This is a genomic window from Chryseobacterium sp. TQ-BC-N36, assembly GCF_058382295.1.
Window position 1 is genome coordinate 1,806,285 of sequence record NZ_CM178175.1, and the last position, 22,622, is coordinate 1,828,906.

The following is a 22,622-nucleotide window of genomic DNA, read 5'->3' on the forward strand; positions in this document are numbered from 1 at the left end:
CTGTCGGATAATAAATGCCACACGAAAGTATTCGTACGGCAGAGATTTATAAAGAAAATGTCTGTGGATATACAAAAAGAAAATTTCACCCGTTAGAATTTACCATTGGTCTGGATAAATCTTATAATGCTCAAGTATTTTCTTTTTTTTCAAAATCATCGAGTTTAAAATAATTACCTTAGCATAACTAAAGGGTAAAACATGTCAAAATTAACAGAACAGCGGGAAAAACTTTGTCTTACACAGGAGGAACTGGCAAAAATTTCAGGTATTTCTGTGAGAACCATTCAGCGGATAGAATCCGGGCAGGTACCAAGAGCCTTTACGCTAAAGGCTCTTGCCAAAGCTTTGCAGGTGGACGAAGCTTACTTTGAAAAGAACGAAATTCCTAAAGATGAAAAACAAAATATGCAGTGGAATAAAATCGTGAATCTTTCTGTATTACCTTTTATTTGTTTTCCGCCGTTAAATATCCTTGTTCCGATTGTTCTTATTCTTTGGAAAAAACAACTGAATCAGGTCAATAAACAACTCCTCTCGATACAGATCATTTGGATATTGATCGGTATCATACTGTTCATTTTTATTTTAATTCTGAACGATTGGTTCGGGGTGAAAAGTAATGCAAAAATGCTCATTCCTATTCTTTGGATCGGTATAAATGGGGTTATAATCATCCGAAATGCGATCATTTTAGCAAAAGGAGACTCTAACCGTATTTCACCGAATATCAACATCTTATAATCTAAGGCAGGTAACTGGCGGGGTATTGACGTGACATTGACATGTATTATTTTCTTATTCTAGAGATTTACTGCATTTCTTTGCTCAAAAATGTATGTCATGAAAAGATCAGATATTAAATACCGGTTCTTTAAAATTTTAGTGATGTTTATTGTAGGAATGCAAATCAGTTATGCACAGCAAAAAATCAGAACGATCAAATCTGCTTCAGAAAAAGCCTTAATCAGTGATGGAGATAACGTTAAAATGGATTGGCATTTGGAGGCTGGAGTTAATCCTGATATTTATTACGTCAATATTCCTTCCCAAAAAAGTGTTATAAAGTTCACAACTGATCAGGACGAATTGATCATCAATACCCAACCTCAAAAAAAATATGATTTTGTGGTTTTACTTAACAGTAAAGACAGTTGTCATATCCAGATTGCATCTGTTCTTCCTCCTGATGCTGCTCATCTTGAAACAAAAAACAGCTATCCAATTCGTGTACCTTTCACATTACTCAATTCCAGGATTTACTTAAATGGACAAGTCAACCATAAAGATGTGCTTTTACAGCTTGATATGGGCGCAGGAACCAGCGTTGTCAACAGAAAATCTTCAGAAAAAATAGGTTTAGAATTCTCTTCACACAAAATGGTAAGCAATACACATGGGCTAAACAAAGAGAGAACAAGTCTGAATAATCAAGTGACGATATCCGGTTTGCAGTGGAATAATATTGAACTGACTGAGGTTGGAAATATGGATGATTCTGAAGACCTCATTATCGGAAATGGATTTTTCCGGGATAAGATAATCGGGATTGATTATGATAAGAAGGAACTCACTATTTATGAAAACCTGCCCAATAAAGCCGGAGATTATAAAAAAATGCCTGTGTATTATGTTCAAAACCGACCGATGTTCAATGCTGAAATTGTACACAACAACAAAAAGTACAGCTCATGGTTCCTTTTTGATACCGGAAGAGACGGTTCTATGTTGATTGGAAATGATTTTACGGGGTCAAAAAACAATTGGGAAGAATTGAATCCGCTCACGGTAGTCAACGGACGGAAAATAATTCGGCTGGATGCTTTTATTGCCGGGGTACAATTTAAAGACATTGTAACCAATGCTTCCAATCCTGCTGTACCAAATGCCAAAGCAAGTTTATTTGGTAATCAGATTTTAAAGCACTTTAATGTGATCTTAGACAACAAAAAAGGAACACTGTATCTGAAACCAAATTCCCTTACCCATGAACCTTATTTCAACTATGACAGCTATCTGAAACAAATGTCAAATAAATAGAAACCAGGTATCATGATCACCATAAACATTTGTCGATTTGAAAACCCGCTTTATTTATATAATACAGGTTCATGTATACCTGCTTTGCTAAGTCGGTCCTTATTCATTTCGAAATGCATAACAGTCATATCATTATAATATTTTTTGAAAGAAGGTAAATGATAGCGGGCTCTCCATTTGTCGACCCGGGCACTGTCTACAAGTCCGTATTTGGGAATAGCCTGCCCAATTTTGTTATAGGTTACCTGTGAGCCAAACCGTTGCTTTTTCTTTTGATTAACTGCTATTCTGTCCTCCAGCATGGCATAATGACTTCTGTCGGCATTCTTTTTCCTAATTTCTTTTTTCAGCACTTTCAGCATTTCTTGCTGAAACGGAACATCATTATCCGCATGCTGGATTGAAATCCAAAACTGGGTTTCTTTTTCACCGATTTTATCATACCCCAGATAGCCATATTTTTCATAGAGTCTTTTTATTCTGTTTTGGTTTTCAAGTCCAACACTGTCTCTCATTTTCAGGAATACATCCCAGACTTTTTTCTCTCCATATTTTTCTTTCAATTCCGGAAAAGGAAGGCCTGCATATTTTTGGTCAATGGTATAGATGTAATTCAATTCATCCAGAATAGTTTTTTTGTCAGCATCAGAAATTTGGCTGGATCTGCAGCCTAATGCTATAAAGCTTAAAAATATGATTATCAAATATTTTTTCATATATCATTTATTTTTTAGAGTTCTCCGGTAGTTGGGTACATTTTTATAATTTCTACACATTAGCAATAAGTTCCGCCATAACGCTCAAATTAATTCCAGTTTTCACATTCCTGATTTTTATATGATCGGTTTGATCGCATAGGTTTTGCTACATCCAAACGCTGTCACTTTTTATTTATCAATTGAATTGTATCATCCAGTTCAACATCCTGCTTATTGATCCAATTTTCGAATGTAGCTGCTATTTCATGATCCGGTATTGTACCGCGGCCGAAGTTTTTATTCAGATCAACCGCATTGGTGTATTTCTGCAGAGGTATAGTGATAACCAATCCTGTTGGAATTTTAGCTCTGCTCAGCATTCCGCTTGTATTGCCTTGATAACCGCCACCCGTCTCCTGCCCGATCACTACAGCTTTTTTGTTATATGACATCACGGCTGTAAAATCAGCACAGGATGAAAGACACAGACCATTGGTTAACAGATAGCTGTTTCCCTTAAAATTCATTTTGGCAGGTTTCTGCGGCTCGTAGTAATCGAATTCTTTGGTGATCCATGATTTTTTCCAGAGATACAACCCGTTATTTTCTTCTGGTTTTTTGTAGAAGATCTTGTTGACGCCTTTGATCTCTTTAGCTACACCTTCTGTAACTTCAATCTTATCCCAATACCTGAAGGTCTTGTCAAAAAAGAAAGACGCCAGTAAAGCTGCATTATCATCCGTTCCTCCTGTATTGTTTCGTACATCAATGATAAGATCCCTGATATTCTGTTGTTGTAATGTCTCAAATACTTCCCTGATAAATTTCTTAAAATTCTGCCCGCTTTGCTTTATTGCGGTATCAGCAAAGGAATGAACTTTTAAAATAGCCATCTTATTTTTTATTTCGAACTCAAGTGCCCCATGATAGTTCTTTTCAAGCTGCTCCAAAGGAGGAAACACATCTTTGGAAACACCGCTTAGCTCAAAGGTCTGATCAGTACCTTCTGATCTCACAACAACTTTAAAAACTTTAGGAGCATCTATTATTTCCTGATACCAAAATGGAAATCTGTAATTCAGCAAAAGTATTTTTTCCGTTTGGTTATATCCGTCTGAAGGAACCGCACTAAGCAGTTTTTTTAATACTACCGGAACAGGAGTTCCATTAATTGAAACCAACTCTGCCCCCTGCATAACCCCTTTATTTTCCGAGTAATTTTTTGAAACCAATACTTTCTGATTTTTGACATCCACGAAAAGTTCTAACGGTAACAAAGTATTAGAAGTATTAAGATAAGCTTTATATTCTTCCGGAAGCTCAATTCCGGTATGTAGGCATCCGATTTTAGCAAATAATGGTTTCAGCTTCCTGTAATATTGTAGCTGGGTTAAGGAATCCTGAATGCTCTGCTTAGTGGAATCAATCAAAAATCCAAATTTTTCCCTGTCTGTATATCTGTAGAATCCAGGGTGCTTTTTGCTAATTTCATCCATTAATCCTGAGGTCCATAAACGTAAACTATCTGCAGGATATTTCTGAGCAGATTTAAGATCCTTTGTCTGCCCAAAGAAATTTAGTGTTGAACTTATCGATAGTATAATTATTAATGCCGGTTTGATAAAATAACTTCCTTGCTTCGATAGACTTATCATTGTTGATTTCGTAATTTAATTGTATTAACTTCTTATTTTTTGAATTGATGTTGATTGGATTAATCAGGTATCTTTTCAACAACTTTATTTTTGAATCAGATCATCCAAAATTAATTATAAGAAAGCTAAATCAACTTGACGATGGGTAAGTTTTACTTTCCCTTAAAACTTTTTTAAGTGGCGTGCGCTGAAAAATTTCGGGAAGCTGGCTGATGAGATTGCGATAACGTTCTTTCGGATTAAGAATCAGGAGGTTGCTCTGATCCTTTTGTTTTCACCGGATATTGGTTTCAACGAAATGAAGTAAGACCAATCAGTTGAGGCTTAAATATTAAATAAGAAAGATGTGAGTATAACCCAGGGAAAGCTATACCCACAACAATATAAGACCGGATTGCCAGGAAATAGAATGACGTAAGGGATCTTTCTATTTTAAATTCCTTCAAAAAAGTGAATTTCTGCTGTCTTTACTTTTTAATGACTTTTATTGTTTCCAGCCCTTTCTCAGTTTTTACCCTAATCAGATAAGAGGCTGGAGTAAGGGATGACAAATTAATTTCAGCTTCAACACTGCTTACTTTTTGCCTTATAACAGTTTGTCCTAGAAAGTCAATTACTTCAACATCTAAAATGGGTTGTTGGGATGTTAGGAATAACTTGTTTGTAGCAGGGTTAGGAAAGAATTTAAAATTTGTTGTTTTTTCTACTGAAGATACATTTAAATAAGTAGTACAAACAGTTCCGGTATTTATAACACTATTATCAACCCAGTTAGAGGAATTTCCGTTTAAAGAAAAACCATTAAGAGTTCCATTGTAATTATTTCCGCTGCTATCCTGCAAAGTTGTTACGGAAGCATTATTCGCATTAGCGATGCCCTGATTAAATTTATAATATGCAACTAATCCTGCTACCGGACCTGGCAGCTCACAGTTCATGGTGCTTGTTATTTCACTGGGAGACAAAGCCCTATTCCAGATTCTCACTTCATCCATAGTTCCTGTAAAACTATTTGCGGCATTATTAAAAGCACCTAACCTAACCATGTTTCCTCCATCTACCGGACCAACATCGTTACTGGTATCTATTAATGCTCCATCTTTGTATAATTTCAATGTGGTAGTTGCAGCATCATAAGTTACTGCAACGTGATGCCAGGTATTAACAGACAATGGAACGGTATCCTCAAGAGCGAACCAATCTCCGTTATGCCCTGCAGAAAGTTTACCGGAACTATTGGGTATCCAGAAAGCATGCAGCCCGTCTGAGTCACCACCAGAGATGATATTATTTTGGCTGTTTAAACTTTTCACATAAATCCACGCTTCTTTGGTGTAAGATAAAGGCAATATGTTTCCACAGCTTACATAATCATTTGTACCATCAAAATCCAGCGCCGCTCCTTGCTGGGAGAACCCGATTTGGAACATTAAAAGAAAACAGGCAACCCCAATTTTTTGAAAACTCAGCTTGAATGGCATTAAAAGTAATTTACGTTTCATAATAATAATTTTATTAATTAAATCACAAAATTGTCGTATTCTTCCGGAGATTCATACAGGGGTAAACCCTTGAATTAAGGATTGCATAATTTTCAATATTAGAAATTGATACATTTGCAGAAAAATACATGTATGGCTACGATTAAGAAAATAATATTCTTATTCATTACTTTTTTTACACTATCATGTAGGGAAAAAAAAGAAAATTTTTATTTTGAAAAAGTAACTCCGGCAAAAGAAGAGCCTACAAAAGTTTGGTTAAGAAAAAATGAAAACTATCATGCTGATAAAGAATATTACCTGAAAACTTTTCTGAATTACTATCAAAGTAAAATTGCTAAAGGCAATTATTCAGATGCTTCCGGAATTCTGGATTTAGTGACTACAAAATTTGTTTATTTTTATGATTTTGACCCTCGTCTTACCAAAGCTGTAAAAGAATTTGATGAAAGATATAGGAAGGATTTACCGCCACTAAAAACAATTTACATTGATAGTTATTATGGCAATTTAGAATTTGACAGAGACCATCTGAACAAGGCTAAGGATTACTTTTTAAAAATTACAGCTTTAGAGCCGGATGACTACAGAAGTTGTTACAAAATAGCCCGTGCTTATTATGATTTATCATATACTTATTTTGTTTTAGGGGATTTAAAAAACAGCATAGAAGCGAATGAAAAATCAAGAAACTACTCCATAAGAATTAGAGATAAGGAAAGCATAGTTTCCGTAGAGTCGAATTATGTCAATATTTACAAAGCAAACGGTTCTTTTCAAAAGGCACTCGCAAGTGCAGATGAAGTGATAAAGGGATCTAAAGAAATCAAAAACACCTATGATTATTTTATGGGAAAATATAACAAATGTTCTGTTTATGGTTTTTTTAATAAGCAACAGTCTAAAAATAAATACATTCACGAAACTTACAAAGAGTATATAGCCAGCCAATATGATAATGATGTACTTCTGCTCTGTATTTCTGATTACGAAATAGAAGCTTTAATTGAAGAAAATAAATTAAACGATGCCAAAATAGTTTTAGACAGAATAAAGCCTGTTGCAGAAAAAAACACCTCTCAAAATTGGCAAAAGGATTACCAGGCGACATTAGCTTTATATCAAATCACTAGAGATGTAAAAACATGTAACACAGAATATATAGAAAATTCACTGCCCAATTTGCTGGAACATAAAAACTACGAAAGAGCCAACCTGTTTTACAATGTTTTATTAGAAAAAGCAATTCAAAGCAGAGATCTGGACAAAGTTGTTTTTTATAATAATGAAGTTTACCGCACAAAGGACAGCTTATCAAGCGCAAAAAGTAAACTGATCAATTTAGAACTCGCAGCAAAATATGAAACTAAAGAAAAAGAGCAGGAAATTAACCTCCAACAGGAAACCATTACCAATAAAAATGCTGTTATTGTGGCTTTAATACTCGTTTTTATTGCCTTATTATTAGTTATTGTTATTTATTATTTAAAACAAAAGCAAAAGAAATTGTCTTTAGAAAAAGAACGGTCACTGCAATTTACCAAAAACCTTCTGGATAAAACCGAGGAAGAACGCAAAAGAATTGCATCTGATCTCCATGATAGTGTGAGCCATGAACTCTTGTCCCTTAAGCATTCTTTTGAGGCAAGCCAGCTTCAGTTAAACGAAAAAGTGGATAGCATTATTAATGATATCAGAGCCATCAGCAGAAATTTACATCCCGTCCTTTTTGAGAAAATAGGACTCAAAGCCAGCTTAGAACAATTCATGGAACGCATCCAGAATACACATCGTTTTATGATTTCATCCGAAATTGATTATCAGGACAGCCTCACAACTGAAAAAGAATTACAGATCTATAGAATTGTGCAGGAAGCTGTTTCAAATATTATAAAATACGCAGATGCTATCGCAGCAAAAGTAGTTTTAACGGAAAATAAAGACACCGTTATCTTAGAAATTTTTGATAATGGAAAAGGGTTTAATGTAAAGGAAACTATGGAAAAAAAGGATGCTTTTGGTTTACACAATATTATAGAGAGGAGCAAAGCGATTGGTGGACAAGCTTATATCACGTCAACTGATAAAGGCACAAAAATAGAGGTGCAAATAAAAAAATAATACTATGAAAATTCTAGTTGCAGACGATCATCCTTTAACCCTGAATGGAACGGTTTCCTACCTTACCAATTTGGGCTATAACGTAGTTAGTGCCTGCTCTAACGGAACTGCAGCCCTTAATTACATTCAGGTTTATTTGCCGGATGTAGCTGTTTTAGATTTAAATATGCCAGGTTTGGACGGATTGGAAGTGGCCAAAAAAGTAATGGAAAATAAATGGCATACTAAAGTTATCATCCTTACGATGCACAATGAAATTGGAGTTCTGAACAAAGCAAAAGAATTTGAAGTAGATGGCTATATTCTAAAAGAAAAAGCGGCTCCTGATTTAGAAAAATGTATGAAAGAAATTGCTTTGGGAAAGAAATATTATTCCGGAGCCTTACTTCAAAATTACACAATAGAACAAACGGATGACATAGGCAAACTAAATCTATTAACATTTTCTGAAAGAAAAATAATAGAATTAATAGCTGCTCAGAAAACCAGCAAGCAAATTGCAGAGCTTCTTTTCCTGTCCGAAAAAACAGTAGAAGGACACCGTACCAGAATTATAGAAAAATTGGGTATCCCAAAAGAAAAAAATGCATTGCTGATTTGGGCAATACAGAATTACAAAAAATGAAAGATACCTTTCGCCCTATTATAAGCACGGTCAAAATAGAGCAGATTCTGATGAACATCCAGTTTCTCTGATTACATAAAGTGTTGGAAGATACGCTCCTCTCCGGCACAAATTGTTAAAAGGCGCCAACTGAGACTACTGCTTCATTATTTTCTATAAAAAATTCATTTATAATAACTTATAAGAATTATTTTGATTTAAGAACAAAATGCCATGATTGAAAAAATTACGGTAAAACATCAGATATTTTAATTTGACAAGAATTAAATTTGTATTTCTATTAAAAAACAATGGACAAGTTCTACTTTCTGCATCTCGTTTCCGCTATTGGTATTTTCCTGGTATTTTTGTTTGCCCTGTTTTTGATTACTGTAAAAACGAAGTACAGACTTTCAAATTGGCTGCTTGCATTTTTTCTTTTTACCAATGCCGTAGATGCAATCAAATTTCTGACAAGAGATTTTCCAGTAAATCATATCAACCTTGAGGCGTTTCGCTGGAGCATTGTCTATTTGGTTCCGGCATCGTTTTATCTCTATGTGCTGTCCGTTTGTTATGCCAATTTTAGACTAAAACCGAAACATCTATTGCACGTGATTCCGTTTGTTGCTTACAATTTGTATTTAATGGGAGGGATTTATTTTGTAGACACAGCCTCTAAAATACATTTTATAAAAGGAATCTATAAAATGCCTGTAACACAATTTTTCTACTTTCTTTTCGAATTTCTTTTTCAGGTATATTTTATTGCGTCATTTCTGGTGATCAGAAAATCCAAAACAGTCTATCTCGAGAATTATACAAATCCTAATGTTTCTGTACTTAACGCACTGTACAAAATAACACTTCTGTATTATGTTATACATTTTATAGTTCTTATAAGATGGCTGGTTACTTTCATCTATGGTCCGGGAGAGCTTCGAGCCTGGATCGTAACGCTTGATGGATTTGCATTTCTATTCTGTACCTGTTGGTATCTCTTTGTTGCGTTAAACAATCCCGAATTTTTCCGAGGAGTAAATTCCGGGCTAAAACCAATTACAGAGGTCGTTCCAAAACAAAAAACCAGCCCATTAATAATTGACGAAAAAAATGCGCAAATCGAACTCTTAAAAGATTTTATGGCGGAAAAGGAACCATTTTTGGATTCTTCATTAACGATTCAGGATTTGTCAGAGCAGGTAAAAATGCCTGTCAAGGATTTATCTACTCTGATCAACCTGTATATGGATAAACATTTTTTCGACTTTGTCAATGAATATAGAATTGAAAAAGCAATGCAGATCCTTAAAGATCCTTCTCAAAAAGAACTGACTGTTTTGGAAATTTTATATCAAGTGGGTTTTAATTCAAAATCTTCGTTTAATACCTCTTTCAAAAAATATACTGGAAAAACACCAACTGATTTTAGAAAACAAGCTTTATAAAAATCGAATTACTTTTAAAAAATGAGTTCGACTTTTTTTAATCGGTCGTATATTAAACCGTTCTGATGCATTTTTGCAGCAAAATAATTAAAAATAAATTGAATCGTTGTCAATACGTTTTCTGTAACTCCGGAACGCAGACTAAGACTATGATAAGACTCAATTCTATCAAAAGAACGTCTAAATAAAATTCAAAAATTTCTCATGAAAAATATAATTGTAATCTTTTTTTGCATTTTTTCAACACAGGTCTTTTCTCAGAAAAAAACAAAAAACGCCCAATTCACTAAGCAAACAAAGACAGATTTCAAAGTTGATAAAACAAATAAAAAATTAATAAGCCAAATCGATTCGGTAATGGTAAAGTCCTACGAGAGAAGTTTATTCAATGGGAATATCCTTATTTCTCAACATCATAAGATCATCTATCAAAAATCATTTGGTTTTAGTGATGAAACAAAACAGACTGCTTTAAACGACAAATCAATATTTAACACGGGTTCTATTGCAAAGGAATTTAATGCGGTTGCCATAATGATTTTAGTCGAACGGGGTCTTCTTGATCTTGATGACAAAGTATCAAAATTTAATTTAGGGTTGCCTAAGTGGTCTGAAAAAGTTACGGTAAGACATCTTATTAATTATGCAAGCGGTATTCCTCAAATTGACCCAATGGCACCTAAGAATGATGAAGAAGCATGGAATATCCTGAGAAGCAATGACAGTCTACTTTTTGAACCAGGAACCAGTTACAAGTATGATAACAGTAACGTCTTTTTGCAAAGAAGAATCATTGAAAAGGTTACCGGAATGTCATTTGAGGAGTTTGTTTCTAAAAATATAATTGAGCCGTTGAAGATGACCAATTCAGTGTTTGATCCAAAATCGGGATATAAAAACCGAACATCCTGTTATGATTTTGACAATGTTAAATGCCCTGAAATGCAATTTATAAGCGGTTGGCTTTGGGTGGATATCAATGATCTGTATAAATGGATCGAAGCGATGAATTCCAATCGGTTAATATCCAAAAAATCCTTTCAGACCCTGTTGAATAATCCATATGCAAAAGACGAAGGAGGATCTCTTGGCAGGTACTTTGAAAAAGAAGGACTGCAAAGACACAATGGCGTTTCGTATAAATTTGAATCTATCTTTTTAAACGATTTTAAAAATAATATGACGATCATTCTATTGTCTAATAATCTAAATAAAGTCTGGGATTTAGGACATATTATTCACAGTTTAATGTTGGGAAAACAGTATGAAATTCCTAAAAAATCCATTTATCAGGCGATAAGAAAAGAAGCTCTCAATGACGTAAATAAAGCTATAGGGACTTATTATTCACTCAAAGAAAATTCTAAAAATGAATATAGTTTCGAGAATCCGGGTGAGCTTAATAAATTGGGATATGAATTATTAAAACTCGGAAAAATCAATGAATCTATAACCCTATTTAAATTGGCGGCAAATGAATTTCCTAAAGACGCAAATATTTTTGACAGTTTAGGAGAAGCTTACTTTACAGGTAAACAATATGAATTAGCGCTGGATAGTTATAAAAAAGCAATCCATCTTGGCGGCACTAACGGGAATGCTGAAAAAATGATAGATAAAATCGGGAAAGAAATAAGGAAGTAAAATTTTCAAATCAGATTTTAAACAAAAAATCCCGGATTACCGGGATTTCAGTTTATTTGATCTCTACAGGAACCGAGATTTTATCCCAATCCATTGTAAACCCATTACTGTTTATTTTATACACTAAATTTTCCTGTGTTGCCGGTAACGCTTTTGTTTTTACATCCACACGTAAAGCATCTTTAGCCTGTTCGTATTTATAAGCACCCCATTGTTTGGGCTCTTTGTTAAAAATGGCAGTCCAGGTTCCATTTTCTTTAGGGATCAGGAAAAAACTGTATTTACCTGCAGGAAGCGGTTTACCCTGAACGGTAATATTTTTATCCGTTTCGAAAGTAGTTGCTTCATTGGCACCTGCACGCCAGACTTTATCATAAGATTCTAAACCACCCCAGATTTTACGTCCTTTAACAGATGGGCTGCTATAGGCTATTGTAATGGTGGCATCTTTAATTTTTCCGGTCGCCGTAGCCGGAGGGCTGGCAGGTTTTTTAGTGTCCTGTGCAAAGGCGTTTACTGAAATCGTCATTGCAGCCAAAACCATGGTAGCAGATTTAATCATTGTTTTCATACTATTTTTATTTGTTTGTTTTTGTGATTGTCCGTTTACGAATTTACTGTTTTCTGCTTATAAAACAGTAAACCGATCGCAGAAAATATAATGACTGCTGCTGCCCCGATTACATTAAGCCAAAGGAAAGAAACGATATCGAACTGATAAACCGCAATAACCGTAATTTCCGATAAAATGGCAGCTATAAATACATTTGCACCATCGATTTTTTTATAATAAAATGCGACCAGAAAAATTCCCAATATCGGACCGTAGAAAAGAGAACCCAATACATTTACCGCTTCAATGAGGGAACCCATCTGCGTGGCAAACATAGCAACACCGATTGAGAAAATACCCCAGGCTAACGTATGCAGGCGGCTATACTTCAATTCGGTTTTCTCATCAGGAATATCTTTTCTGAAGAGTAAATGAACATCTTTTAACGAGCAGGCGGCAAGGGAATTCAGCGCTGCTGAAATGGAACCCCAGCTGGCCAGGAAAATGACAGCGAACAGTAAACCGATCATCCCTGCAGGCAGGGTATTTTTTACAAAATACAGGAAAATGTAATTGGTATCCGTTTTCTCTGCATTATCGTTTGATTGATTGATCGCTTCCTCTACCCTTCCGTGAAGGGCTTTTACCTGAGCCTGCGTGTTTTTAAATTCCTCAATAGTTTTTTTGAGTTGGGGAGAATGGGTTTCTTTCAGTTTTAGAATTTCTTTCGATTCTGCATTGAATTGTATCTGTAAATCCTGATGTTCTTTTTCAAAAACCGCGGCCTGTTCAGGTTTTGTTTCCTTTAAATGCTGATAAGAGCGTTCATTAAAATAAATCGGAGCCGGTTTCAGAGAAAAGAAAGCGAAAAGCAAAGCACCGATCAGGAGAATCGCAAACTGCATCGGAATCTTAACCAGTCCGTTCAGCAGCAATCCCATTTTTGCATTGGTATTGTCTTTCGCTGTAATATATCTTCCAACCTGGCTCTGGTCCGTACCGAAGTAAGAAAGTGCCAGAAAAAAACCACCAATCAGCCCGCTCCAGATATTGTATTTATCTTTCCAGTCGAATTCTGTGGTAATGACATTGAGCTTTCCGGATTTTCCCGCCAGATACAGCGCATCATTAAAGCCAATTCCATCCGGCATGTCCTGAATCAGAAGATACCCTGCAAAAGCCATTGTTCCGAGGATAATGAGAAACTGTAATTTTTGGGTATGAGCGATCGCTTTTGCTCCGCCAATATAGGTGTAGATCAACAGAATGCCGCCTGTTAAAACATTGGTCAAATAAATATTCCAGTTTAAAACGCTTGATAAGATGATGCTCGGGGCATAAATGCTGATTCCCGTTGATAAACCTCTGGAAAAAAGAAAAAGCAGTGAAGTGAGTACCCTCGTTTTTTTATCAAAACGGTTCTCCAAATATTCATAGGCAGTGTAAACATTTAAGCGCTGAAAAATCGGGATGAAAGTAATACAGATCACAATCATCGCCAAGGGCAGACCAAAGTAATACTGAACGAAACGCATGCCGTCTGTATAAGCCTGGCCTGGTGCTGAAAGAAATGTAATGGCACTGGCCTGGGTAGCCATAATCCCGATAAGCACAATGTACCAGGGCATTTTATTATCTGCTTTCAGGTAGGATTCGTTGCTCTTCTGGCCACGGCCGATGAATACACCGTAAACCACCACTGCAACAAGTGTAACAATAAGAACGGTCCAATCTATACTACTCATGCCCAGAATTTAGTAAACCAATAATAAAATGCGATCTGAACGACTAATGCAACAGCCAATAGCAGGTACCAGGTATTCCAGTTTTTAAGTTTCTTGTTCATCAGTTTTTCTGTGCAGATAAAAAGTTAAAAAATAAACGTGCCGCCCCAACATTTCCGGCAGGCAGCTGTCTGAAAAAAGCCAACGGTGTATAAATAAAATTACCTTTCCCATATCGGGCATATAAAGTGGATCCTTGCAGCGGCTCTTCACCGGTATCATGCATTTCAAAAAGCGGTTCATACGCTGCGTCCCATTGAGCCGGGAAATAGGCACCACGCTCCTGTACCCAGCCTTTAAAATCATCCGCAGTAATTTTGTTAGGAAAGTTCAGTAATTTATGATTGGGATTCAAAAACGTAACCTCAGCATTTTCTTCGGTAACCCGCTTATTGGCAATACTGAAATTGTATATTCCCAATTGGTCAACGGTTGTATCCTGGCTGGTGTTATACTGCATCACCAGATTACCTCCGGTTTTAACATAAGACCATAAAAAAGGCATCCAGCGGCCCAGCTTTTTCTCCGTATTATTGGCACGCACACCCAGTACGATGGCATCATATTGCGACAGCTTGTTTTGATTGCCGTTTCCGCCAGATTCATTTAAGTTGCCATAAAAATCTTCGTCTTTCAGAACATCTACCTGGATACCCGCAATACGCAGGAAATCAGGAATAAAATCGCCCGCTCCTTCTATATAGCCCACTTTTCTGACCTTCGCCTGAATATCACCTTTCATTACGGTAACCGTAGCAGGCGCAAAATACTGTAAAGAAGGTAAATGCGGGTACTGAATTAATATTTGTTTTTTATGATAAGTGACTCCATCTGCCACAAAATTGGCATCCAATAATATCCGGGATGAATTGATTGTGGCAAGCTTTGTTTTTGGAATAACATAATCGATTGTAGTATCGTTTCCATTAAGTGAACTTATATCAGCACCACCTAACCGTTCTCCGTTATACATCAGGTTCAGAACACCTTTATTGAACTGTCTGCCGGAGTTAATCTTAAGATTTAAGCTCAAATGTAAATCTTCATTTTCTTTAACCACATACAGCGGCTGTATAAATTTCAGCTCCAATGCAGGAACAATACGCAGGGCTTCAACTACATCACCACGCACCGGATCTAATTTTTTGAAAGATAAAGGAAGCTTAACGTGAAATTTTTCCGAACCTATTTTTAAACCAAGCAACACATTCAGTGGCGATTCTGCCTCAGGCAAACCCACTAAAGTATCATCCGGAACAGAGAAAGTGGCTGCGTTCACTGGAGGTTTTGCCAGCCAGTAAGGTTCTGTGAGTGCTGCATCTGCAGGAATCTGAATGTCATGCTGAATGGTAATTAAAGAATCTTTTGACAGTTTTCTGTTGAAGCTTTCCGACTGGCTTAACCATTGTACATTTTCTAAAACAACAGGATCTGCAGCTCTTGAAATCAGGTTTAACCTGAAATTATAATGATCTCCGGCAACCGCTTCAGCCTGAGGGGTAACCACCTCACCCATAAAACCGGCACAGCTTAAAATAATACGATCAAGAGATTTCATTTTATCTTTTTTCAGATCTGAATCATTGAGCGCCATGACCTTTTTCCGCAAAGCAAGCAACGCAGGTAAGCTCTGGGCTGGTTCATTAAAACTGAAAGCCGAAATGATTTGATCCAATGCCTGGTCAATATCAGCGTTTCCCTGTGAAGTCCAGGTTTTAGTGACTCCGTCAAAAAGGGTATTTTTTGCAGGTTCGCCAATCACGTGTGAAAAATATTCAGTTCTGATGCCGGCTACAGACTGTGTTCCTGCACCCTGGCTTTTATGTAAGCTTCTGCTTAATCCCGCCAGTTCACCATAGCCCATTCCCAGTTGCGCATCATATTGCCCAACGGTAACTTTCAGTTGATTTTCAGCGGTTGTATTGACTCCGCCAAAACGGAAGGTATTCCACAATACACGTTTTGGCTGCCATACATTCACATATTTCAACTGATCCGGGAAAGCGTTTTTATCGCCTGCCAGCTTAAAAGCTTTTTCTGCCACCACCGCTGAAGCCGCATGCTGCCCGTGGCCTGCCGCCGCAGTAGGAGGAAAACGACAGATGATAACATCCGGACGGAATTGACGGATCACCCAGACTACATCCGCTGTGATGCTGTCTGCATTCCATTGTTTAAAAGTATCTGTTGTATTTTTGGAAAATCCGAAATCAATTGCACGGGTAAAGAACTGTTGGGCACCGTCTAATTTTCTTGCCTCTAAAAGCTCATGCGTTCTGATTAAACCCAATGCAGCGCCTTGCTCTGTACCCAATAAATTCTGTCCGCCATCTCCTCTGGTTAAAGACAGATAGCCCGTTTCTACATTTTGATCGTTGATTAACCAGGAGAGCAATCCTGTATTTTCATCATCAGGATGTGCCGCAAGGTATAGGACTTTAGGAAGATGTTTAAGGGTTTTGAGGTCGCGGTAAATTTCAGATGATTTTAAAGGCCGGACCTGCTGGGCAGAACAAAAAACCGTATAAAATCCAAGGATAAATACAGTGCTTACTTTTTTAAACATTTAATTTTACTTTGCGGAACAAATATAAGTAAATCATCTTTCTTTCAAAATTAAAAGAATCAGACTATGAATTTCACAAAAAATAGTTTAAATTTTTCATTAAATCACAATTCAACACTTCAGCAGATCAACGAAGTTGATTCTTTTCTTTTGCTCTCTTAAAATCAAGTCAACAGTTTCAAAGGTGATTGATATATTGAACCATTAAGATTTTTTAAGCTGTTAAGAACCGTTAAGAATATAGCTAAAGCTATTCATAAAGCGGTCTTCTTCATTCATGAAAGATGAATCTTAACTTATCTTATCCTCTTCATTTCTCTTAATGGTTTAAATACTACAAATAATATGTTATTTCCTATATTTTGCACTTGTCTCCTATTCTGAAATAGTGTCAGCCCTCTTTTTTTCCTTCTTTCTCTGAAGAATAAGGTGTGCCGCATCCAGCATTTTCACCGTGTGGATGTAAGGCATTACGATATTTCTTTCCGGCAGATTTTCATAGACGCCCATTGAGAAATAGACGATTCCGGACATAAAATAATCAAATTCTTTGAGGGTGTAGGCACTGAATGCTTTTTTGAAAACCAGCAGAGGATTCCGGTATTCTTTCTCCGAAAGCAGACCAAGAACCCAAGGGGAAATCTTTTCCGATTGTGTATCGACCGTCCATTTTCTGTCCTTCAGCATCATAAGATACCCTGCCCGGATCAACGACCTCATGGACTGATGAAAATGAAAGATTACCGCAGGGTCTTCATGGATCCAGCTATTTCTCTTTACTGCATAATTCATAATGTTGCTGAGCCTTTCTTTGGAAACATCCAGCTCATTGAACTGAAAGAAAGTTTCTATCAGCTGCAAGCCGGAGCACTTCTTACCTGCCCGAAACCGGGGATCAAAGTTTGTTTTGCTTTTTTTCATTGTTTGTATTTTTTTATAAATGTAAGAAAAGAAATTTAATTACGGTCGATCGACCGTAATTTTTTATTATTTAATTATTTCATTTGTTCTATGACAGATATAAACGAAAAAATTTGTTCATACATTACAAAGAAATGGTTAATACCTTGGCTTCAAGAAGGCAAGTCACAAAACTCTTTTGCCAAAAATCATGGTGTAGAAGAAAGCACCGTTAGAAAAATTAAAAGTGAAGAAAATTACAGAATACCTGTTGAAACACTTTTTAAAATATGTGAAGCAAGAAAAATTAGTTTATCTGATTTCTTTAAACTTATAAATGAATAATCCTGACGAAAGTTGGGATTTTTTGTTTTATGGAAAACCGTAATATTTAACAGAAATAATAGGATAAGTTTGTATCTATAAAACAGCAAAAAATTTTAATCACTAAATAATAAATCCATGAAAAAAATTGCTTTCTTCTTGATAATTCTATTATCAATGGTCTCTTGTACAAATTACTATACGGTATTACTAACTGAAGATACCAATGTATATGCAACCAGCAGTAATGAAAATCTTATAACCGCAATACCCAAAGACACTCAAGTCTATATATCAAGTAAAGCAAATAAAAAGAATTACAAAAAAATAAAATGGGGAAATTATTACGGTTTGGCTTATAATCCAAGTTATACTTCTTATAGCAATTATAAATCAGCTGGAAGCTACAATACATCCACTCCTTCCTACAATTACACTCCCGGTACAAGTAGTGGAGGAACAGTGCATGTAAAAGGCTACACAAGAAAAGATGGAACTTATGTAAGACCACATACCAGAAGTGCCTCGAGAAGAAGATAATGTGAATTATGTTCAACAAAATAAAATTGAAAATCCCTGATGAAAGTTGGGACTTTTTTGTGACGAAATTTTGAATGTGTTTTTCTTTTAATATTTTTAAAAATTCCGTAAAAATACTGATTCATGACTTTCAGATACTTTTTATTTTTGTTATTTATGGAAACCCATAATTTAGATTAAAAAAGTGTTTGTATATCGGGCAGCAGCTAAAAAGTAAAGAATAATACTCTTGCATAGAAATAAATCTTGACAGCAAATACCTTTTTGTTAATAGCATTTTAATTAATATAACCTGAATTTAGAATATACAAAAATATTTAAACTAAAAATTATATATGGCAAAAATTATTTCTCTATTTAATCACAAAGGTGGAGTAAGTAAAACTACTACCGTTTTTCATTTAGGTTGGAAACTAGCATCACAAGGAAAGAAAGTTTTAATGATCGATGCAGATCCACAATGTAATCTTACAGGATTAACTTTAGGATTAGATGATTATAATTCCTTATTAAAATTTTATGAAGATAAAAACAATACAGATATTTTTAATAGTCTTGCTCCTATTTTTGAGTTTTCAGATGTAAATATCGAAGCAAAAGAGAACCCGCATGCAATAACACCAACAAGCAATCAAAATTTGTTTATTTTAGCAGGTAATATTAGATTTTCAGAATTAGATATACAGATTGCAACTGCATTAACTAGTAGTGGTACAATTCCAATTTTACGAAAATTTGTAGGTGCTTTTAATAGTTTTGTTAGAAAAATTGCAGAAGAAAATGATATTGACATTGTAATTGTAGATATGAGTCCAAGTGTCTCATCAACAAACCATTGCATTTTCATGAGTTCAGACTACTTTATTATTCCTGTTTCTCCTGATTTTTATTGTTACCAAGCAATTGACTCTCTAAGTAATGTTCTCCCGAAATGGGCGAACGATATTGAAAAATTCAAAGGTAAAAACGAAGACGATTTACCTGTTGAAAACCCTAAAATGTTAGGTTTTATTACACAAAATTATAGAATTTATACTGTTGGTAGGAATGCTTCAGATACAGAAGATGTAACTGCACCAAAACAAATGTCTAAAGTTTATCAAGATTGGCTTGACAGAATAAATCACATTTTAAATACGAAGCTTGTTCCAGAATTACGGGAAAAAGATATGATTGTTGATGAATCTCTATTTCAAGAATCAGTAACTTATGGTGATGCATACCATTTATCAGGAATTCAAAATTTCAGTGGATTAATACCTGTTTCACAAGCAACCGCCAAGCCTATTTTTGAGTTAACTAAAATGGATGGAAATTGGACAGGGGCTAGATGGAAATGGAAAAAAAATGGAAAAGAATATGGAATTAAGAATAATATAGAGGAAGCAAATATGGTTTATACTAATCTTGCTGAAGCTGTAATCAAAATGATATAATAAACAAAACTGTCTTTTATGACAGTTTACTGCTCTCCAAAGTCTTTTGACTTTGAAGACAAATGTTAGGAAATGATATTATTTACTAGCTCAAAATCAGAAAAATTTGCACAGCAAAACCATCAAGTTTTAAATAATACGGTTTTCCGTAATGCAAAAGATTTAACTTACTTTAAATTTAAGACGTTAAATAAATTAAAAAATGGAAACAATTAAAGCAATTAAACCAGGCCCAAAACCTGACAAGTCTGATGGAACACCAGACAAAAGAAGAAGGGTAACACCGGAAACAAAACCAAAACATCCGGATCTAAAGCCTCACAAACACAAACCTGGAGATTCGAAATAATCTTTGGATTGTTACAAATGTCTTTAAAAGTCTCAGCACTGCTGAGATTTTTTGATTACGAAGAATAGTAACTTTAGTAATAACCTTATGATAGCTATCATAAAATTATTGAAATCAAGCAACAAAAAGTCAAAAATCACCGTACACATTTATGACGCTTAAAGAAATTGAAAAAGCTAAGCTAGAACATAAAAAACTTTATGAGGAAAAGATCATTAGCAAAAATGAGTATATTGAAAAATTATTTGAACTATCAAAGGAATTAGATGAACATAAATACAGGTTAGAAAATATTCATCTGATATTTTTAAAAAAAATAAAGTATTGGTTTAGAAAAAACAACAAAAGAGAATAACTTGCTCCGCAGAAACCCGCTCTCCGAAGTCTCCTGACTTCGGAGCAAGTTCAAAGAAATAACCTTATTTCATCAGCTTAAAATCAAGAGACTTTCCGTTTCAGAAATCAAAACAAAAAAATCCCAGCTTTCGTTGGGATTTTTAGGTAAGTCTTGACTGAAGTTTCCAGGCTATTCACTTTAAAGTAAATAAAAGCTAATAAGCAAATCCAAGTCTATTTTTAACATGCTTACTTTCTTCGTCTCTTAATTTCTGATTGGTAATGATTTCATGCTCTTTATTTTTTTGGATAAGCTTAAACCAATGTATTGCGGGAATCAGCCCGTTGGAATGTAATTCAAGCCTGATGATAAACTCATCTGTCGGCTTTCGATGATTATTAATATATTGGCTAAGTACAGCTGGCTTCACATCCACCTCAACAGCAAAGTCCTTATCTTTTTTGTTTTGTCTTCTAACGTACTCATTTAAAAAAAATCCAAAACTAAAAGCTTCCAGATATTGACTGCTATCTATATAGTCTTCCAATTGAAACTTTAGCTGCAACAATTTTGAATACATTTTTTGACGATGAGTGCGATTGTCAAATTGTTTCCGACGAGCTGCCCAGAAGTCCTTCTCCTCTTTTTTCTCTTTCTCATCCAAAATTTGATCTGCAGGAAAGACAAAAGCATCCGCAAGCTCTTCACCTGTAAATTTTGAAAAATCTGTTTCCTTAATTTCCTTCCTGTTTGTCTTCATAATATTCCTGAATTAATTGTAATGAATTTTCACCTTCAGTGATCAAATATATTTTGGTTGACTGTAATCCATACTGCTGCATATAATGTTTAGCAAGCTTTGTTTTTGGCTTTAAGCATACATACCCTCCAAATCCTTTTTTAAATGCTTCTCTGCATGCAAATGCAATAAGACAGCCTGCAATCCGGCTATAGTCCTGCGATTGACCAACATTTTCTTTGGAAGCCGCCAGAAGTCTGATTTCCAAAGCATAATCCTGTGGCCGCTCTTCTATTGATAACAATCCTATGGGTTCTTCTTTCTCTTCTGCTGTCAATTTATAGACATGAAAGTCTTTTTCTTTGTTCCAATTAAAATCAAATCGCCTGGTTTTATTAATTTTCGAAATTTCAGCAGCATCAATTTTAGTTATTGTTGCTGCTTCTTTCTTACCCGTGATTTTATTTAATACGTACATTGCTTAACAAATATACAAAAAAAAGTTTACACATAATGTAAACTTTATTTCTAATTACTTCTTTTTCAGATAGCTTAATTAACAACTCAAAGCCGTGAAACTTTGCGAAGAGAAATAACCATCTATGTTTTTCTAATTACATTCTGCGTAAGATAAATATAATTAAACATACAAAACGTCGCTACCGCCCCAAACGTATGCCATAAAAAATGGGTTCCGAAACTGAACCATTCCCATTTATCAGCGATACGGAAGGTCAGTGCAAAAACAAATGACAGTACAGCAAAGCCTACCCATTGTCCGGCTTTCCATTGGGTATACATCAGATACCTGAGTACCGAGAAAACTACAAATGACGCCATGATGGCATAATTGACGTTGATAAAAAGAGAAGGGTTATCTGCCAGGATCCAGTTTCTCAAAGCAAACATCAGAACGGCATATCCCAGAACCATTACAGCAGCATAATACCATCGGGTACTCTGAGTTATAAAATAAAATCCGGCAGACAGACATAACACCATAATGGGCAGCCAATCCATCATGATAAATACCGGCCACTGTCTGAAAGAATGGTAAACAGTTCCCCCTATGGCACCAATATACAATAAAACCAGGCAGTAGGTTAAAAAAGGATATTCTTTAAAATGCCCCTTCATCTTAAGGGTCCAGAAAATGGCTATGGCTAAAAAAAATGCGGCAGTGATTGCATTTAAAGGCTCAGGGAACAGCTGAGTCATATCTGTTTCTTTATATAACAGGCCTCCGTCCGGAGGCATTAGGTGTGTCGGCATTGGCTTTTTTATATTATATGGATAGGCATGCTTTGGAGTAAAAAATACAAACACAAGCCATTTTTCTAATCATGAGTAAAACATGTATTGATATACTAATATAGTTCTTC

General features: G+C 35.4%; 21 protein-coding genes. 11 read left to right on the forward strand and 10 right to left on the reverse strand.

Annotated elements, in window-relative coordinates; all coding sequences use genetic code 11:
- The first annotated feature begins 201 nt into the window (after window positions 1-201).
- Both AC3FI7_RS08105 and AC3FI7_RS08110 read left to right on the forward strand, forming a co-directional pair.
- Window positions 202-744 carry a helix-turn-helix domain-containing protein gene (locus tag AC3FI7_RS08105; RefSeq protein ID WP_142724403.1) on the forward strand — a complete coding sequence of 181 codons (543 nt, stop codon included), beginning with the start codon at window positions 202-204 and terminating at the stop codon, window positions 742-744.
- 99 nt (window positions 745-843) lie between these two features.
- On the forward strand, window positions 844-2,040 hold the full coding sequence (locus tag AC3FI7_RS08110; protein ID WP_343658921.1) for a retropepsin-like aspartic protease: 1,197 nt from the start codon (window positions 844-846) through the stop codon (window positions 2,038-2,040).
- Between the two features lie 50 nt (window positions 2,041-2,090).
- Here the strand turns inward: AC3FI7_RS08110 and AC3FI7_RS08115 are convergent, their stop codons facing one another.
- The 3 genes from AC3FI7_RS08115 to AC3FI7_RS08125 form a co-directional block, all read right to left on the reverse strand.
- Window positions 2,091-2,756, reverse strand: coding sequence for a DUF6624 domain-containing protein (locus AC3FI7_RS08115; protein ID WP_343658922.1), 666 nt, complete (start codon window positions 2,754-2,756; stop codon window positions 2,091-2,093).
- Between the two features lie 164 nt (window positions 2,757-2,920).
- Window positions 2,921-4,393, reverse strand: a complete 1,473-nt coding sequence (locus tag AC3FI7_RS08120) for a S41 family peptidase (RefSeq protein WP_491461790.1) — start codon at window positions 4,391-4,393, stop codon at window positions 2,921-2,923.
- A gap of 467 nt (window positions 4,394-4,860) precedes the next feature.
- Window positions 4,861-5,895, reverse strand: coding sequence for a LamG-like jellyroll fold domain-containing protein (locus tag AC3FI7_RS08125; protein ID WP_491461791.1), 1,035 nt, complete (start codon window positions 5,893-5,895; stop codon window positions 4,861-4,863).
- Between the two features lie 132 nt (window positions 5,896-6,027).
- On the opposite strand from AC3FI7_RS08125, the gene AC3FI7_RS08130 reads away from it, so the two are divergent.
- The 4 genes from AC3FI7_RS08130 to AC3FI7_RS08145 all read left to right on the forward strand — a co-directional run bounded on the left by AC3FI7_RS08130 (window position 6,028) and on the right by AC3FI7_RS08145 (window position 11,712).
- Window positions 6,028-8,016 carry a sensor histidine kinase gene (locus AC3FI7_RS08130; protein WP_491461792.1) on the forward strand — a complete coding sequence of 663 codons (1,989 nt, stop codon included), beginning with the start codon at window positions 6,028-6,030 and terminating at the stop codon, window positions 8,014-8,016.
- Between the two features lie 4 nt (window positions 8,017-8,020).
- Window positions 8,021-8,641, forward strand: a complete 621-nt coding sequence (locus AC3FI7_RS08135) for a response regulator transcription factor (protein ID WP_142724397.1) — start codon at window positions 8,021-8,023, stop codon at window positions 8,639-8,641.
- Window positions 8,642-8,931: 290 nt separating this feature from the next.
- Window positions 8,932-10,068, forward strand: coding sequence for a helix-turn-helix domain-containing protein (locus tag AC3FI7_RS08140; protein WP_142724396.1), 1,137 nt, complete (start codon window positions 8,932-8,934; stop codon window positions 10,066-10,068).
- Window positions 10,069-10,272: 204 nt separating this feature from the next.
- Window positions 10,273-11,712, forward strand: coding sequence for a serine hydrolase domain-containing protein (locus tag AC3FI7_RS08145; protein WP_491461793.1), 1,440 nt, complete (start codon window positions 10,273-10,275; stop codon window positions 11,710-11,712).
- Between the two features lie 52 nt (window positions 11,713-11,764).
- On the opposite strand, the gene AC3FI7_RS08150 is transcribed toward AC3FI7_RS08145, so the two are convergent.
- The 4 genes from AC3FI7_RS08150 to AC3FI7_RS08165 form a co-directional block, all read right to left on the reverse strand.
- On the reverse strand, window positions 11,765-12,283 hold the full coding sequence (locus AC3FI7_RS08150; RefSeq protein ID WP_142724394.1) for a DUF2911 domain-containing protein: 519 nt from the start codon (window positions 12,281-12,283) through the stop codon (window positions 11,765-11,767).
- Between the two features lie 35 nt (window positions 12,284-12,318).
- Window positions 12,319-14,010, reverse strand: coding sequence for a sodium:solute symporter family protein (locus tag AC3FI7_RS08155; RefSeq protein ID WP_491461794.1), 1,692 nt, complete (start codon window positions 14,008-14,010; stop codon window positions 12,319-12,321).
- 100 nt (window positions 14,011-14,110) lie between these two features.
- Window positions 14,111-16,615 (reverse strand): PIG-L family deacetylase, encoded by a 2,505-nt coding sequence (locus AC3FI7_RS08160; protein ID WP_491461795.1) that lies wholly within the window; start codon window positions 16,613-16,615, stop codon window positions 14,111-14,113.
- Between the two features lie 375 nt (window positions 16,616-16,990).
- Window positions 16,991-17,536, reverse strand: coding sequence for a hypothetical protein (locus AC3FI7_RS08165; RefSeq protein ID WP_491461796.1), 546 nt, complete (start codon window positions 17,534-17,536; stop codon window positions 16,991-16,993).
- A 90-nt stretch (window positions 17,537-17,626) separates the two neighbouring features.
- Between AC3FI7_RS08165 and AC3FI7_RS08170 the strand changes: the two genes are divergently transcribed.
- From AC3FI7_RS08170 to AC3FI7_RS08190, 5 genes are all read left to right on the forward strand, one after another.
- Window positions 17,627-17,860, forward strand: coding sequence for a helix-turn-helix domain-containing protein (locus tag AC3FI7_RS08170; RefSeq protein ID WP_232719662.1), 234 nt, complete (start codon window positions 17,627-17,629; stop codon window positions 17,858-17,860).
- Between the two features lie 156 nt (window positions 17,861-18,016).
- Window positions 18,017-18,379 (forward strand): hypothetical protein, encoded by a 363-nt coding sequence (locus AC3FI7_RS08175; protein WP_491461797.1) that lies wholly within the window; start codon window positions 18,017-18,019, stop codon window positions 18,377-18,379.
- Between the two features lie 335 nt (window positions 18,380-18,714).
- Complete coding sequence (locus AC3FI7_RS08180) at window positions 18,715-19,815, forward strand: ParA family protein (RefSeq protein WP_491461798.1); 1,101 nt, start codon at window positions 18,715-18,717, stop codon at window positions 19,813-19,815.
- A 202-nt stretch (window positions 19,816-20,017) separates the two neighbouring features.
- On the forward strand, window positions 20,018-20,164 hold the full coding sequence (locus AC3FI7_RS08185) for a hypothetical protein (RefSeq protein ID WP_310406084.1): 147 nt from the start codon (window positions 20,018-20,020) through the stop codon (window positions 20,162-20,164).
- Window positions 20,165-20,315: 151 nt separating this feature from the next.
- Window positions 20,316-20,519, forward strand: coding sequence for a hypothetical protein (locus AC3FI7_RS08190; protein ID WP_491461799.1), 204 nt, complete (start codon window positions 20,316-20,318; stop codon window positions 20,517-20,519).
- Between the two features lie 196 nt (window positions 20,520-20,715).
- On the opposite strand, the gene AC3FI7_RS08195 is transcribed toward AC3FI7_RS08190, so the two are convergent.
- The 3 genes from AC3FI7_RS08195 to AC3FI7_RS08205 form a co-directional block, all read right to left on the reverse strand.
- Window positions 20,716-21,261, reverse strand: a complete 546-nt coding sequence (locus tag AC3FI7_RS08195; RefSeq protein ID WP_491461800.1) for a helix-turn-helix domain-containing protein — start codon at window positions 21,259-21,261, stop codon at window positions 20,716-20,718.
- Entirely contained in the window at window positions 21,236-21,718 is a 483-nt protein-coding gene (locus tag AC3FI7_RS08200; RefSeq protein WP_491461801.1) for a hypothetical protein, read from the reverse strand. Before AC3FI7_RS08200 ends, AC3FI7_RS08195 begins: the two co-directional genes overlap by 26 nt.
- A gap of 122 nt (window positions 21,719-21,840) precedes the next feature.
- Entirely contained in the window at window positions 21,841-22,512 is a 672-nt protein-coding gene (locus AC3FI7_RS08205) for a hypothetical protein (RefSeq protein ID WP_491461802.1), read from the reverse strand.
- Window positions 22,513-22,622: the final 110 nt, after the last annotated feature.